This window comes from Faecalibacterium sp. Marseille-Q4164 (assembly GCF_017377545.1).
Lineage (GTDB): Bacteria > Bacillota > Clostridia > Oscillospirales > Ruminococcaceae > Faecalibacterium > Faecalibacterium duncaniae.
In genome coordinates this window covers 341049-355499 of record NZ_JAFREJ010000001.1, presented here as the reverse complement: position 1 = coordinate 355499, position 14451 = coordinate 341049, and the positions used below count along the sequence as shown (strand labels likewise).

At 55.4% G+C, this 14451-nt stretch carries 16 protein-coding genes and 2 tRNA genes; 3 read left to right on the top strand and 15 right to left on the bottom strand.

The window, feature by feature from the left end:
- Positions 1 to 49: 49 nt before the first annotated feature.
- Positions 50 to 250 carry a 50S ribosomal protein L31 gene (gene rpmE, locus J3352_RS01685; protein WP_005926533.1) on the bottom strand — a complete coding sequence of 67 codons (201 nt, stop codon included), beginning with the start codon at positions 248 to 250 and terminating at the stop codon, positions 50 to 52.
- A gap of 467 nt (positions 251 to 717) precedes the next feature.
- On the opposite strand from rpmE, the gene J3352_RS01680 reads away from it, so the two are divergent.
- Positions 718 to 1857 (top strand): AI-2E family transporter, encoded by a 1140-nt coding sequence (locus tag J3352_RS01680; RefSeq protein WP_156065707.1) that lies wholly within the window; start codon positions 718 to 720, stop codon positions 1855 to 1857.
- Positions 1858 to 2006: 149 nt separating this feature from the next.
- Here the strand turns inward: J3352_RS01680 and J3352_RS01675 are convergent, their stop codons facing one another.
- The 7 genes from J3352_RS01675 to spoIVB all read right to left on the bottom strand — a co-directional run bounded on the left by J3352_RS01675 (position 2007) and on the right by spoIVB (position 7257).
- Positions 2007 to 3179, bottom strand: a complete 1173-nt coding sequence (locus tag J3352_RS01675; protein WP_156065705.1) for a sugar MFS transporter — start codon at positions 3177 to 3179, stop codon at positions 2007 to 2009.
- A 112-nt stretch (positions 3180 to 3291) separates the two neighbouring features.
- Positions 3292 to 3771 carry an NUDIX hydrolase gene (locus J3352_RS01670; RefSeq protein ID WP_035394072.1) on the bottom strand — a complete coding sequence of 160 codons (480 nt, stop codon included), beginning with the start codon at positions 3769 to 3771 and terminating at the stop codon, positions 3292 to 3294.
- Between the two features lie 146 nt (positions 3772 to 3917).
- Complete coding sequence (locus J3352_RS01665) at positions 3918 to 4070, bottom strand: hypothetical protein (protein WP_156065703.1); 153 nt, start codon at positions 4068 to 4070, stop codon at positions 3918 to 3920.
- A gap of 17 nt (positions 4071 to 4087) precedes the next feature.
- Positions 4088 to 4603: a hypothetical protein gene (locus tag J3352_RS01660; RefSeq protein WP_335341486.1), complete on the bottom strand. Its 516-nt coding sequence runs from the start codon at positions 4601 to 4603 to the stop codon at positions 4088 to 4090.
- Positions 4604 to 4778: 175 nt separating this feature from the next.
- On the bottom strand, positions 4779 to 4961 hold the full coding sequence (locus J3352_RS01655; RefSeq protein ID WP_035394070.1) for a site-specific integrase: 183 nt from the start codon (positions 4959 to 4961) through the stop codon (positions 4779 to 4781).
- Positions 4962 to 5139: 178 nt separating this feature from the next.
- Positions 5140 to 5898 carry a sporulation transcription factor Spo0A gene (gene spo0A / locus J3352_RS01650; RefSeq protein WP_005932794.1) on the bottom strand — a complete coding sequence of 253 codons (759 nt, stop codon included), beginning with the start codon at positions 5896 to 5898 and terminating at the stop codon, positions 5140 to 5142.
- Between the two features lie 135 nt (positions 5899 to 6033).
- Positions 6034 to 7257, bottom strand: a complete 1224-nt coding sequence (gene spoIVB / locus J3352_RS01645) for a SpoIVB peptidase (protein ID WP_035394068.1) — start codon at positions 7255 to 7257, stop codon at positions 6034 to 6036.
- Between the two features lie 181 nt (positions 7258 to 7438).
- Between spoIVB and J3352_RS01640 the strand changes: the two genes are divergently transcribed.
- Positions 7439 to 7519 (top strand) — tRNA-Leu (locus J3352_RS01640).
- Positions 7520 to 7634: 115 nt separating this feature from the next.
- Here J3352_RS01640 and J3352_RS01635 read toward each other — a convergent pair.
- Positions 7635 to 7714: transfer RNA gene (locus tag J3352_RS01635), tRNA-Leu, on the bottom strand.
- 141 nt (positions 7715 to 7855) lie between these two features.
- Here J3352_RS01635 and J3352_RS01630 point away from each other — a divergent pair.
- The gene (locus J3352_RS01630; protein WP_156065701.1) at positions 7856 to 8704 is read left to right on the top strand and encodes a polysaccharide deacetylase family protein; all 849 of its coding nucleotides are present in this window, start codon (positions 7856 to 7858) and stop codon (positions 8702 to 8704) included.
- Here the strand turns inward: J3352_RS01630 and J3352_RS01625 are convergent.
- From J3352_RS01625 to prfA, 6 genes are all read right to left on the bottom strand, one after another.
- Positions 8664 to 9434 (bottom strand): MerR family transcriptional regulator, encoded by a 771-nt coding sequence (locus tag J3352_RS01625; protein WP_242699836.1) that lies wholly within the window; start codon positions 9432 to 9434, stop codon positions 8664 to 8666. The genes J3352_RS01630 and J3352_RS01625 overlap by 41 nt on opposite strands.
- A gap of 124 nt (positions 9435 to 9558) precedes the next feature.
- The gene (locus J3352_RS01620; RefSeq protein WP_005932785.1) at positions 9559 to 10959 is read right to left on the bottom strand and encodes an aminopeptidase; all 1401 of its coding nucleotides are present in this window, start codon (positions 10957 to 10959) and stop codon (positions 9559 to 9561) included.
- Between the two features lie 82 nt (positions 10960 to 11041).
- A complete protein-coding gene (locus J3352_RS01615; protein ID WP_005932783.1) occupies positions 11042 to 11605 on the bottom strand; it encodes a lytic transglycosylase domain-containing protein in 564 nt (187 codons plus the stop codon).
- Positions 11602 to 12231 (bottom strand): dephospho-CoA kinase, encoded by a 630-nt coding sequence (gene coaE, locus J3352_RS01610; protein WP_005932782.1) that lies wholly within the window; start codon positions 12229 to 12231, stop codon positions 11602 to 11604. Before coaE ends, J3352_RS01615 begins: the two co-directional genes overlap by 4 nt.
- Complete coding sequence (locus J3352_RS01605) at positions 12228 to 13253, bottom strand: L-threonylcarbamoyladenylate synthase (protein WP_223454101.1); 1026 nt, start codon at positions 13251 to 13253, stop codon at positions 12228 to 12230. Before J3352_RS01605 ends, coaE begins: the two co-directional genes overlap by 4 nt.
- 85 nt (positions 13254 to 13338) lie before the next feature.
- Positions 13339 to 14430 carry a peptide chain release factor 1 gene (gene prfA / locus J3352_RS01600; RefSeq protein ID WP_035394063.1) on the bottom strand — a complete coding sequence of 364 codons (1092 nt, stop codon included), beginning with the start codon at positions 14428 to 14430 and terminating at the stop codon, positions 13339 to 13341.
- Positions 14431 to 14451: the final 21 nt, after the last annotated feature.

Sequence of the window (14451 nt, the reverse complement as noted above, 5' to 3'; positions counted from 1 at the left end):
AACAAAAAACGCCGCCTCCCAAAGGAGACGGCGCTAAAAAGACCAGTAATTACTTACGGCCGAAACGCTTGTTGAAGCGCTCAACACGTCCGCCGGTGTCAACCAGCTTCTGCTTACCAGTGTAGAAGGGGTGGCACTTGGAGCAAACTTCGACGTGGATCTCGGGCTTGGTAGAACGAGTCTTAATGACGTTGCCGCAAGCGCAAGTGATAGTGCAGTCAACGTAGTTCGGATGGATACCCTGTTTCATTCTTTTTCACCTCATTTCTGGTTCTGACTTATTGGGGCCATATTATAAATGTATGTGCCCATCACAACCTTCAATATCGGCTACCCCCGCGAGCGGCCTTGGAAACGATTGCCTTAATATTATAGCACAGATCTCAGAAAAAGCAAGAGGAAATTTCAGCTTTTTTCGTGTCGTTTTTATACAGACTGTACTATGGAGTTTTATCTCAAGTTGATTTTCATTCAACTTTATGCAAGCGGCAAAGATACTCCCTGTTATATCTCTTTGCTTTTCCACGCATTCCCGTTTATTTTGATTTTTTTCACGGAATTGCGACCTACATATTATATCACGCCCAGCCCAAAAAGAAAACCCCGCAGTTCCCGACTTCTTGACAAGCCAGCTGCTTCTGATTACAATACGAAAAAAGAGTTCGCAGACGTTCTCTTTGCATAGTTCAGCCATCAGCTCCGGGAAAGGATTTTTTCATGGAACCAAAAACAAAACAATATCTGCTCATAACTGTTGTAGGAGTCACGCTTTTTGTGGCGCTGCTGCGGCTTTCTTCCGTTCTGGCATTTGCTGCACAGTTGGTAGACCTGGTATTGCCCATTCTGGCAGGCGGCATTCTGGCACTATTTATCAATGTGCCTATGACCGGGCTGGAAAAACGGCTGAAACGCCTGTTCTGCAAGACCAAAAAACAGCCCTCGGATAAAGTACTCCATCTCCTGAGCTTCTTCATCACCCTGCTGGGTGTTGTGCTGGTGTTGGTGCTGGCGCTGACGTTGCTGATCCCGGAGCTGGTGCAGTCTTTTCACAGCCTCTATGTACAGATCGAAGCAAACATCCCCCGCTGGACCGCCTATCTCAGCGCACAGGATGCCGACATGGGGTGGCTGATGAGCTGGCTGGAGGGCATCGACTGGGAGCAGCTGCTTCACAGGGTCACTGACACCATCGATACCGTGCTGGTCAATGCGGTAGGTGCCGTATCTGCCACGGTAAATATCGTGGTGACCGCATCCTTTGCCTTTATCATCTCTGTTTATATGTCCGTTGGCTCAGAGAGTCTCTGCCACCACGCCCGCACATTGGTCTGTGCCTACCTGAAGCCCAGCCACTCCGCTTGGCTGCTGAAGTTCTGCCGACTATTCCGGCAATCCTTTGCAAACTTTTTGACAGGGCAATGCAGTGAGGCCGTGATCCTTGGCGTTCTCATGGCTCTTGCGTTTTCCGTTTTCAAGATTCCCTACGGCAGCCTGGTGGGAATGCTGACCGCCATCTGCGCCATTATCCCCTACGTCGGAGCGCTGATCTCCTGCGTGGTCAGCGTGTTCCTCGTGCTGTTGGTGGATCCCGTTCTGGCCGTGCGCTGTCTCATTGTTTACCTTGCCGTACAGTTTATTGAGAACCAGTTCATCTACCCCCGGGTGGTGGGAAAATCCGTGGGACTTTCTCCGCTGTACACCCTTGTGGCTGCTATGATCGGCGGAGAACTCTTTGGCATCATCGGTATCATCTTCTTTATCCCCCTGACGGCGGTGATCATTGAGCTTGTGAAAGAGGATGCCTGCCGACGCATACAGGCAAGAGAACCCCAGCGATCTGGGCCGTCTGAGCAATAAATTCTTCACCCCAGTGCCACATCCAGAATCGTGGTGTGCCGCATCCGATTGCGAGACCTGCTGACTGTTCCTGTGCAGGTGCGGGATTGATATGCATACAAAAATACCGCTGCTCTTGTGCATTCTCCAAACGCAAGAGCAGCGGTATTTTATTGCGCCGCTTTTGTTTTCTTTTGCAGCGCTTCGTGCATATATCCCATCAAAATCAGGATCACCAGCAGATAATACGGAAAAATCGAGATCGTGGTATGGTTTGCGATCACACCGAACAGCGGCGGCATCAGGCAGTTGCCAATATAGGCGCTGGCCATCTGAACCCCAATGATCGCCTGCGACCTGTCCGCACCGAAGCGGCCCGGCGTTGCATGAATGATGCTGGGATAGATCGGAGCACAGCCAAGACCAACCAGCAGCAGCCCTGTCAGTGTTACCGCTTCCCCAAGCGGCAGAAGAAACGCCGCTATCCCAATCGCGATGATCCCCTGCCCCATACGAACCATCTGGGTATCATCGAATTTTAAGGTCAGGAAGCCGCACAACGCCCGCCCCACGGTGATGCCGACAAAGAAAAGACTGGCAAAGCCGGCGGCGGTCTCCGGCGCGATTCCCCTGTTCAGCACCAGATAACTGCTGGCCCACAGACTGGTGGTCTGCTCCAGAGAACAATAGCAGAAAAATGTGACCAGAACCTCTTTTACGCCGGAGATCCGGAAAATCTGTTTCAGGGTCAGCGCTTCTGCCGGGGCTGCTTCCCGCTCCTCGGCATTCGCACCCGATTTCGTTTTCCAGAGCGGGAGGCTCAGCAGAATAATGATCGTCAGCACCATCTGCATCACACTGATGACCCGATACCCCGTCTGCCACCCGGCACGGGAGGAAAGCGCCGCGCCCATGATGTAGGGCCCGACCGAGGCTCCGATCCCCCACATACAATGGAGCCAGCTCATGTGGCGGCTGGCAAAATGGAGCGCCACATAGTTGTTGAGTGCAGCATCCACGCTTCCAGCTCCAAGTCCATAAGGGATCGCCCACAGGCACATGGCCCAGAATGAGCTGCTGACAGAGAACCCGAACAGTGCTGCGGCGGTCATGGCAACGCTGATGGCCGTAACGCCGCCCGCTCCAAACCGGCGGGTCATCCGGTCACTTTGCAGGCTGGAGAGCACTGTTCCCACCGATATAATGCAGAAGATCACACCGGAATAGGAGACCGGAACCCCAAATCCCTGATAGATCGAAGGCCACGCTGCCCCCAACAGAGAATCCGGCAGGCCCAGACTGATAAAAGAAACATAGATCACCGCTAACAGCAGATGGATCATCTTGCATTCCTCCTTTTGATCGATACAATTATATCACAACAGAAGAAATGCTATTAGGATAAATTCCTCAATTTTGTACAACAAAAGCGTCAACATCGAAAGCACAGATTCATCATCGCACTTCCGTTCGGATCGTGAACCCATCCGGAAGGTTGGAAATTTCTTTTTTCAGGAACAATGGATAAAAAGTTTCATCCTTTAATTGAGCAATCTCTAACCATTTAAATATATGCGTATCGGTTCCCTCTGTTCGAGTGAACGTGTTTTGCCTTTCCAGCAGGCCAGCATCTGCGGTATCCATCAAAAAATAAATACATATCTCGTGATATCGGAGACCATCTGTATCTTTTGTGAAAAAAGATTGATTCAACCATAATGGCCGGGATATCTTCAGTGAAACACCAAGCTCTTCCCGAACTTCCCGTATCATCGCTTGTTCGGCCGTTTCCTCCATCATCACTCTACCCCCGGGCAGAGAGTAGTACTCTGACGGTTTGTCATGGGACATTGCCAAAATTCTTCCGTTAGAAATTATGATTGCACTCACTCTGTAATTAAACTTTTCATCGCCCATCTTAAAAGAGATATCCACTTTCCATCACGCTCCTTCACTCATTCTCATTCGTACATCCGCCCCTATTTTACCAGCAATAAGAGAACACAGCAATTTCTTCAAGCAAAAACGCCAGCGTACCATGTTTTCGCAACACGATACGCTGGTGTCTTATTGTTCTGCTGTTACCCAGCCTTCGGTGTGAGCCATCCTTTTACAGTGTCCGCATCGACCTTGCTTGCTTTTGCAATCTGCTCAATCGATACACCCTGTTCATAAAGGCTCTGTGCCATCTCAACTGCCATTTCTTTTCGGCTTTCTACTCTCAGCTCTTCCATAGCCTTGCACATTTCGCTCAACATGCTTTCGGGGCGATCCAACTGCTTACAGTATCAACATCATAGCCAAGAAGGTCTGCGATTTCTTCTACGGAATTTCCCTTCCGACTGAGTTTCAAGGCAGTCTTTTTTGCCTGTTCCATTTTACCGATTTCTACGCCTTCAGCTTTTCCCTCGGCATAGCTTTCAACTCTCAATTCTTCCATAGCCTTGCACATACTGCCCACTCCTTTTGGGTTTTCTTTCAAGTAGCGCGTTCGTTCTGCCATCAGGTCAAAGTTCATCTCCTCTGCACTGGTGCAATTGAAATCGTGCATCAGTTTTCCAATGTCAGAATCGCCACGGTACTCGCCATTGACATACAGAATATGAGTTCCATCTTCAAACGGCAAGCCCAGTGTCAAGTTTATGTTCTGAATGACATATACAGGTTTTCCGGCCTTATAGTAATCTTTTTCCGTAATGAAAATGACATAGGTATCCGGCAGTTCTCGGTAATCCTGATCCTTGTCCAGATTTTCCACATCCATCACGCTGGAATGATATCTTGCCTAGTGCGGGTCAGCTCCATTGTCAGAGCGCTGAAGGTCTTCCTGATGATGCCGTTCACGCTTCTGTGCTTCGGTTTCCTGCAACTTCCCTCACCTCCTGTTTCTATTGTTTATTTTATCATAGAGCAGTCATTTTATCAACCATCGTTCAACCGCATTAGTTGACGCTAATATAGTTCTGTACCATCATGTGCGTCACCTTCTCCGTCTGCACAATTCCCTGTTCGTTGGAAAATCTAATAAATAATCGCATCGTCTGTTCGTAGCTTCCAATCGTCTTTTGGCTCAACCCCTTCAATTCACAGTGCTCTATGAACAGCTCCACATCACGTTCCAACATAAAAACAACCTCCTGGATCATCTGCCACCCCAATGAATCCAGAAGGTTTATCGCTACGGAAGGTTTCTGTTTATCACTACGGAATCCATAATTCTATAATTCCATAGCGATAAACATTTTTCACCATCCCAGAATTACCAGCTTTGCGCACAAAATATCACGTCGGCATGTGCATCCATCACACTGCCCTCTGCCGCTTATCCAGCCGCATCTTGTCAGCGATCATCGCAATGAATTCGCTGTTGGTGGGTTTTCCCCGCAGGTTGTGGATGGTATAGCCGAAGTAGCTGTTGAGGGTATCCACATCGCCCCGGTCCCACGCCACCTCGATGGCATGGCGGATGGCGCGCTCCACGCGGCTGGCAGTGGTACCGTTTTTCTTGGCGATTTCCGGGTAGAGGCGTTTGGTCACAGCGTTGATGTACTCCGGCTCGTTCATGGTGAGCAGGATGGCATCCCGCAGGAACTGATAGCCCTTGATATGAGCGGGAACACCGATCTGGTGCAGGATCTCAGTGACTGTCAGTTCATCGCTGTCCACGCTGGTGTGCAGGATGCGCTTTTCCTGCCCGGCAGCCACCTTCAGCACGCGGTTTGCCAGAACCGTCTCGTCAAAGGGCTTGACGAAGTAGTAAGCAAAGCCCTCGTCCAGCAGCTCCTGCACCATTTCCTCGCTCTGGAACGCCCCCGTCACAAAGAAAGAGGTGTGACGTTCACCGGCTGCATTGTACTTCTGTTTCACAGCCAGCGCATCCAGCCCGGGCATAAAGGCATCCAGCAACACCACCTGGGGCCGCACTGCAAGCATTTTCTGCAGGACCTTCAGGCCGTCTTTTTCCACCACGGTCACCTCTACGCCCTTCTGCTCCAAAGCTTCACGACAGGCTGCCGTGATCTCTGCGCCAGTATCCGACATCAAAAATTTGATCTTGTCCATCGTTCATTCCTCCAATGTGTGCGGTTTTCCTTACGTTTCTGATTTTACCATAAATTCCCATGGATTTCAACTGTTATTTTTGCCATATTATGGAATCTTCAGTCGAATCAGCCTGTTTTGTTTTACCAAATCTGCTCATTTTTCCGCCGTTGCAACCTGTTCAGCCTGCTCCAGCATGGTCTGCGCGAAAATTCCATAGCCCCGTGTCGGATCGTTGACGAGAACATGGGTCACTGCGCCGACCAGCCGCCCATTCTGCAAAATGGGACTGCCGCTCATCCCCTGCACAATGCCGCCGGTCCGGGAAAGCAGGGCTTTGTCCACCACCCGGACGACCATATTGCGGCGCGGGTCGGCATCGCTGATCTTCTCGATGCGGACATGGTAGGTACGGGGCGTTTCCCCGGCGACGGTAGCCAGGATCTGTGCATCCCCCGTCTCGACCTCCTGCGCAAACGCCACCGGCATGGTTTGCCCGGAAAAGCCTGTCCGTGTTGTGCCATAAACGCCGTTTTCTCCATTGATCCGGATGCTGCCAATGGCGTGGGCGCTCAGGAACTTCCCCTTCAGCTCCCCTGGGCTGCCCACAGTGCCCATGCTGCACCCGGTGATCTCACATGGCACGATCTCCCCGCTGCGCAGAGCGATGCTTTCGCCGGTGTCGCCGTCGCTGATGGGATGCCCCAGCCCCGCAAAGACACCCTTTTCCGGGTCCACAAAGGTCAGAGTGCCCACACCGGCGGAGGAATCCCGCACCCACATGCCTGCCCGCCACTGGGCGGCAGCGGCATCCCAGACAGGGGTCAGGGTGGTGCTGCGCTGTTCCCCGCTGCGGACATAGATGACCTCTGCAGCGCTTCCCCGGGCGGCTTCCAGCGCTTCCTTCACAGCGTCATTGTTTTCCGTTCTGATCTGTCCAATGCGGATCACGCGGTCTCCCAGACGCAGTCCCGCTGCCTTTGCCGGGTTCACTGTGCTCCCGCCGGGGCTGTCGATATCGGAAAAGCCAACGATCAGTGCCCCCTCGGAGAACATTTTGACCCCGAACGGCGTACCGCAGACCGTGACCTGCGTGCGCTCCGTGACCACCGTGCGGATATTCTTGATGGGAAGCCAGCCGCCCAGTGACAGAGTGGTCTGGTAACTGCCCACGACCTGGGTACTGGCCGCATTCTGGCTGCCGTGAAACCCCATAGGTTCCACCCAGCCAAAGCGGGGCAAAAGCAAGGCCTGCCCGGGTTCCAGATAAACACGATCCGGCAGGCGGCTGTACAGCCAACCCAGCAGCAGAAACGGCAGCAGGAGAAGATACACTGCTGTCAGTCTCAGCAATCGCTGTGCTCTGTTGCGTCGTTTCACGGTCCTGCCTCCCCGGTGATAATTTGTTCTAGTATGCACCGGGACACGATCGAATATGAAACGAGGAAATTTCTATCAAAATCGCTTGACTTTCCCGGGGTAATGTGGTAGTATATTCAAGCAGTCCGCAACAACGGTTTCAAGCCTCAGAAATCCAGGATTGCAACAATTTTATAGTTGTGCGAGGGTGGCGGAACTGGCAGACGCGCACGTTTGAGGTGCGTGTGGTTTATCCTTGGGGGTTCGAGTCCCCTCCCTCGCATAAAAGAAATCCCACGGTCTAGCGATAGATCGTGGGCTTTTCTTATGCTTTCCAACCAAAGCCACAAACAAAACGGCAGGCCCGGATTCTATCCAAGGGCCTGCCGTTTTGTGTATGCAGGAGAAGGGACTTGAACCCTCACTCACTGGGAACTGGTGCCTAAAACCAGCGCGTCTGCCATTCCGCCACTCCTGCACGGAGAACTTATTTAGTTTATCAATTTTTGCGGGAAATGTCAATTCCTCTGCCTGCTTTTGTATTCTACAAATTTTCAGCGGGTCATATCCTATAAGAGATACTGCAGATCCAATGCGATTTGTCAAGGAGGTTTGGGAGATGGTTTCATGGCTGAGAGCAAACGGGAAGATTTTATTTCGCGGGGCAGCTCTGCTTCTGGCGGGCGCAGCGGCAGGCTTTGGGCTGGGGCTGTTCTTTGCTGTGCCGGCGGGGCCCGGCTGCCAGGAAAGCGACCTGACCCCGGTACCGGATACCGGCTTTGCCTCCCCTGCTCCGGAGGCCGCCCCTGCAAGCTCATTGCCGCAGGAAGAGCCGATGCCGGAGAAATGGGTCTGCCTGACCTTCGATGACGGCCCCAGCAAAACGACCCCGGCGGTTCTGGATGTGCTGAACGCCGCCGGGGTCAAGGCCACCTTTTTTGTGGTGGCCACGGGCTACAATGAAAAGTACCTGCCGCTCATTGCGGATGCAGCGGCGGCAGGCCACCAGATCGCGCTGCATTCCGCTTCCCATGAATACAGTGACATCTACCAGAGTGCAGATGCTTACTGGCAGGATATCGAGCTGTTGAAAAAGCGCATCTCGCCCTATGTCAACACAGCTTCTCTGCATTACCTGCGCTTTCCGGGCGGCAGCACCAACACGGTCAGCCGCCGCTACGGCGGGCGCGGTGTGATGGCCGAGCTGAAACAGCAGTGTGCCGAGAAGGGATATGCCTATGTAGACTGGAATGTCTGCGCTGAGGATGCCGTGGGCGGCAAGCCCAGTGCCGGAACCATCTACCGGAATGTGGTGCGTGAGACCGGCGAGCAGACCCAGTGCATCGTTCTGATGCATGATTCTGCCACCACCCGCACCACCGCCGAGGCGCTGCCGGACATCATCCAGTGGTATCGGGATCAGGGGTTCACATTCTGCCGCGTAGAGCAAGTGCTCCCAGCACCATAGCGGCCACTGCCACAGGGAGCAGCCGCTGTAGCCAGCGCAGCAGGCGTTCCCGCCTGAGCGGCAGTCCCGTTTTGAGAGATTCCGGGAAGAGTGCTTCGCAGCAGATAGAATCGCAATAGCGGCCCTGCCCGCGCCATGCCTTATACCGGATACCGTGCCACTCAAACTCCGGGTACATTCCCCCTTTTGTGATGCAGACGGGGCTCCCTTGAGCTTCCCCATAGCGCAGCAGCACGGCTGCAAAATCCTCCGGGGTATTGATGGACTGTTCCGATACGATGAAAAAGCGTTTTTTCTGTTCGTTTTCTGCCACGGTACGGTAATCCCTGAGCCAGCCGGAGAAAAATCTGCCCGGCTCCTGCGGGTCCTGCATCCGTTTCAGGCAGTCGTCCACATCCAGCTGATCCACCTGAGGAGTCTGTTGGGTCAGCTCTGCGCAAAAGCGGATCGCACCCGCCAGCTGTGCCGCCTGCTGCTCCAGTACCGCCTGCTGTGCCTGAAGTGCTTCGCTCAGCGGCTGTTCCCCGTTGAGGACCCTCTGTATTACGGGCAGCGGCATATCCAGCATCCGAAGCATCCGGATCAGTTTCAGGGTCCGGATATCCCCGGCGGTGTAATCCCGGTAGGCATTGCCCCGGTTACGGGCAGGGGTCATCAGCCCTTCTTTTTCGTAGAAGCGGATGTTGGGGCTGGAAACTCCACTCTGTTCCGCAGCCTGTTTGATGTTCATTTGCTTCACCTCCGCCCTTACACTACACCATAAAGTCGGTTGAAGGTCAAGCATTTTTCAAAAAATAGCGCAAAAATGCCCCGGCGGGCGCAAAACCTGCCGGGGCATTCATTCTGGATCGCGCTTACTGTGCGTTGTTGAACAGGGAGAAGGCACGGTAAGCCATGTACAGGTCGTTCTTATGGATGACCTCGAAGGGAGCGTGCATGGACAGCACAGGCACACCGATATCCAGCACGGGGATGCCGCGGTTTGCGACATACTTGGCGATGGTACCGCCGCCGCCCAGATCCAGACGGCCCAGCTCACCGATCTGCCATGCAACGTTACCGTTGTCCAGCATCCGGGTAATATCACTGACCAGCTCAGCGCAGGCATCGCTTGCGGAGCCCTTGCTGCCGCCGCCGGTGTACTTGAAGATGGCAACGCCGCGGCCTGCATAAGTGCCGTTCATAGGCTCGAATGCACTTGCCCAGGTGGGATCGTAGGCAGCGGTCACGTCAGCGGACAGGCAGACGCTGTGACGGAAGGCCAGGATATCATCCTGACCGGCGGTACGGCAGAGCTCCTGCATGAAGTGGAAGGCGTACATGCTCTGCATACCGGTCACGCCGTCGGAGCCGATCTCTTCCTTATCGGTCAGGACGCAGACAGTGGTGTAAGCGGGGTTCTTGGTCTCGATCTCGGCCATCAGTGCGGGATAAGCGTCCACACGGTCATCGTGGCCATAGCCGCCCACCATGGAGCGGTCGAAGCCAACGTCGCGGCTCTTGTAAGCCGGGGTGATCTCGATCTCAGCGCGCATGAACTCCTTCTCAGTGATGCCGTACTTCTCGTTGAGCAGGATCATGGTGTTCAGCTTGACAGCTTCCTTGACGTTCTCGTCATCAACAGCATCGGAGCCGATGAGGATGTTCAGCTCCTCAGCCTTGATGCCGTCCTTCAGGGGACGGGCGTTCTGCTCGGCACCCAGATGGGGCAACAGGTCGGTGATGCAGAAGACGGGATCGTTCTCATCCTCGCCCACACGGACGGTGACGGTGGAGCCATCCTCACGGGTGAACACGCCGTGGATGGACAGAGGGATAGTGCCCCACTGATACTTGCGGATACCACCGTAGTAATGGGTCTTGAAGTAGCTCAGGTGGTCAGACTCATACAGCGGGGTGGGACGCAGGTCCAGACGGGGGCTGTCGGTGTGGGCAATGACCAGATGGAAGCCATCCTCAAAGCTCTTGGTACCGATGGTGGAAGCCACCACAGCCTTGTTGCACTGGACAAAGTAGATCTTGTCGCCGGGCTTGTAGGTTTTTTTCGGGTCGAACTGCTGGTAGCCTGCATCCTTGAGCATCTGCTCGCTCTCGGCGGCGACCTCGCGCTCGGTCTTGCCTGCATCCAGGAACTTCTTGTAGCCCTCGGCAAAGTCGTGGGCCTTCTGCTTCACGTCAGCGTCCTTATCGGCGACGTAAGCAGGCTTATAGAGCAGCTTTTCAGCCAGCTGCTGGTTCGGAGTTTTTTCTGCCATAGAATTTCTCCTGCCTTTCTCTTTCGGTATTCCTAAATATTTCAAACCGGCGCAAGCCGGTTCAAGCGGGTTTGCAGCCTGCTCAGGCTCCGTACAGCTCGGTGTACTTGGCATAGCAGGCGGTGATCTTTTCCACATAGTGGTGCATCTGGTTATAGGGGAAACCCGACAGGGTCAACCCGTCCTCTGAATGTTCCTCCTTCTGAAGCAGGGCATCCACAGTGCCCCACCCGCTGTGGTAGGCTGCGGCGGCCGTGGAGATATCGCCGTTGTAACGCACCAGGCAGAGGTGGAGGTAATAGCATCCAAAGCGGATGCTCACATCAGGGTCGTACAGGTTGCCAAAGGAAACCTCCTCCCCCAGGCCCAGCTTACTGCGGAGCCAGAGGAAGGTCTCCTCTGTCATCTGCATCAGGCCGCGCGCATCGACACTGGAAGTTGCGCCCGGGTCAAAGCCGCTCTCGGTGCGGATGAAGGAATAGACCAGCAGCGGGTCAAGGTCATACTCGGCGGCGTACTGCTCCACAAGGTCGTTGTATTTCCGCGGGTAGAGCCGCTGTTCCACCTGACGGCGCACCGGCGGCAGCGCCAGCAGGACCACACAGAGCAGAAAGAGCAGCACCAGCGTTTTCAAAAACTTTTTCAAAGCGACGTGTCCGCGCCCCCTTTCCGTGCACCCTCAGCCTGCAGCTGCTCACAGAGCGCCGCTGCCGCCGCTTCCAGCGAAGCAAGGTCAGCATCGTTGCGCAGGACAAGATCGGCCCTGGCAAGCAGGACCTCTTCCGGGGTCTGGGCGTTGAGCCGCCGTGCCGCCATCTCCGGGGCGATACCGTCCCGGGCCGCAATGCGGGCCACACTGGTGGCAAAGGGCGCAGTGACCACGCAGAGGTGGTCGCACTCTTTTTCCGCATCAGTGCCCACGATCACGGCTCCGTCTATCACAAAAAGCGGTGCTCCGGCTTCCCGGGCGGCCTGCTTCAATCTGCAGACCCGCCGGATGATCTCCGGAAGCACGAGAGAATCCAGAGCGGCCTTTCCTTCCGGCGCAGCAAAGGCGCGGTCTGCCAGCAGGCGGCGATTCAGGCTGCCGTCGGCATACAGGATATCTGCCCCGAACCGCTGGGCCAACACTGGCAGCAGCGGAGAACCGGGCAGCAGGATCTCGCGGGAGATCTGGTCAGCATCCACCAGCGGGACACCATGGGCGGCAAACACCGCCGTCACGGTCGATTTGCCGCAGCCGCTGCGGCCGGTGATCCCAAGCGTGATCATAGCTGGATCACCCGGAACGCTGCTGCACGGATCAGGCGGTTGTACACCGCCATGGACAGGCCGTCCTTTTTGGGGCAGCGGGCATAGACCACCCCGTCCCCCTGCTCATCCAGGGCGCGCAGGCTGCGGAAGATATGCTTTGCCTGATCGGCACCATCGCCCTCCCTGCCATACTCCACGCAGGGCCAGCCGAGCTTTTCGGCCTCGCCGGTAAAGCAGAGGCAGCTGGGGTTCTGGTCGGCATGGGCATCCACATAGGCCTTGAACTGCTCAAAGGTGCCGTCCAGCAGGGTGACATCTGCCTTAGGGGCGTAATGCTTATACTTCATGCCGGGGCTGCGGACAACAGCACCCTCGGGCAGCTTTTCGAGGATGGCTTTGGAGACCTCGACCTCCTCACCCAGAGCGCGCTCCAGATCTTCCAGCGTGATATGGCCGGGGCGGAACAAGGTGGGCTTTTCGCCTACCACAGAGATCACGGTACTCTCCACACCCACATCGCACTCGCCGCCATCCAGGATCAGGGGCAGACGGCCATCCATATCGGTGAACACATCCTGTGCGTTGGTGGGGCTGGGCTTGCCGGAAAGGTTCGCGCTGGGGGCCGCAAAGGCACAGCCGCTCTGCGCAATGACAGCCCGTGCCACCGGGTGGCTGGGCATCCGGATGCCCACCGTGTCCAGACCGGCACAGCACTCCGCGGCCACCTCCGGGCCGCGGGGCATGATGATGGTCAGAGGGCCGGGGCAGAACGCGGCCATCAGCAGCTGGGCACGCTCAGGCACCTCGCTGACAAGGCCGGGCAGCATCTCCGGGCCGGTGACATGGACGATCAGGGGGTTGTCCTGCGGGCGGCCCTTGGCCACAAAGATCTTTGCGACTGCCGCGCCGTTGCGTGCATCGGCGGCAATGCCGTAGACCGTCTCGGTGGGCAGGGCCACCAGCTCCCCTCTGCGCAGCAGATCAGCCGCTTTGGCGATTGCTTCGCCCTCAGCAGGTAAAATTTCAGTTTTCATTTTCATGCGATTCATCGTTCTTTCTATCTGTAAAGTAAAAATACTTTTCAATCATCAAATCAACGCAAGCATGTTATTTTTCACTGCAGTATCATTCAGCCTGTGCGTTGAGCTGACGCAGTTTTTCAGCCTGTTCATGGGTTGCCAGTGCATCAATGATCTCGTCCAGATTGCCGTCCATGATCTTATCCAGATTGTGGACCGTCAGGCCAATGCGGTGGTCAGTGCAGCGATCCTGCGGGAAGTTGTAAGTCCGGATCTTCTCGCTGCGGTCACCGGTTCCCACCTGCCCCGCGCGGTTGGCATTGATGGCATCCTGCTGTTCCTTCTGCTTCTGGGCCAGCAGGCGGCTGCGCAGGACCTCCAGTGCCTTATCCTTATTCTGGAACTGGCTGCGCTCGTTCTGGCACTCCACCACCATTCCGGTTGGGATGTGCGTGACCCGGATGGCGCTGGACGTTTTGTTGATGTGCTGGCCGCCCGCACCCGAGGAGCGGAAGGTATCGATGCGCAGATCCTTGGGGTCGATGACAAGATCCACCTCTTCGGCCTGCGGCATCACCGCCACGGTTGCCGTGGAGGTGTGGATGCGGCCCTGCGTTTCGGTCTCGGGCACACGTTGGACACGGTGCACCCCGCTCTCATACTTGAGCCGGTTATAGGCCCCTGCGCCGTTCACGGCAAGGATGGCTTCCTTGACACCGCCCAGCTCCGTCTCGTTGAGGTTCAGCACCTCCAGCTCCCAGCCCCTGCTCTGGACGTACATGGTGTACATCCGCATCAGGCTGTGGGCAAACAGCGCGGCTTCTTCGCCGCCCGCACCGCCGCGCAGCTCCATGATGACACTTTTATCATCGTTGACATCCTTGGGCAGCAGCAAAATTTTAAGATTATTTTCCAGCTGCGCCACTTCCTGACTTTTTTCGCCGATCTCCTGCTGTACCATTTCCTTAAAGTCCGGATCAAGGGTCTCGCCCTCGAGCAGGGCTTTGGCCTGAGCAAGATGATCCTGCGCCGTGGTCAGGGCCTGATAGGCCTGCACCACAGGTTCCGCCTCGTGATACTCCTGCATCAAGCGGCGGAACAGTGCGGGATCTGCCGCTGTTTCCGGCTGGTTCAGGCGGATGGAAAGTTCTTCAAACCGGTGGCTGACAGCCTCCATTTGGGAAAGCAGTCTTGACATACTGTGCAGTTCTCCTTACAT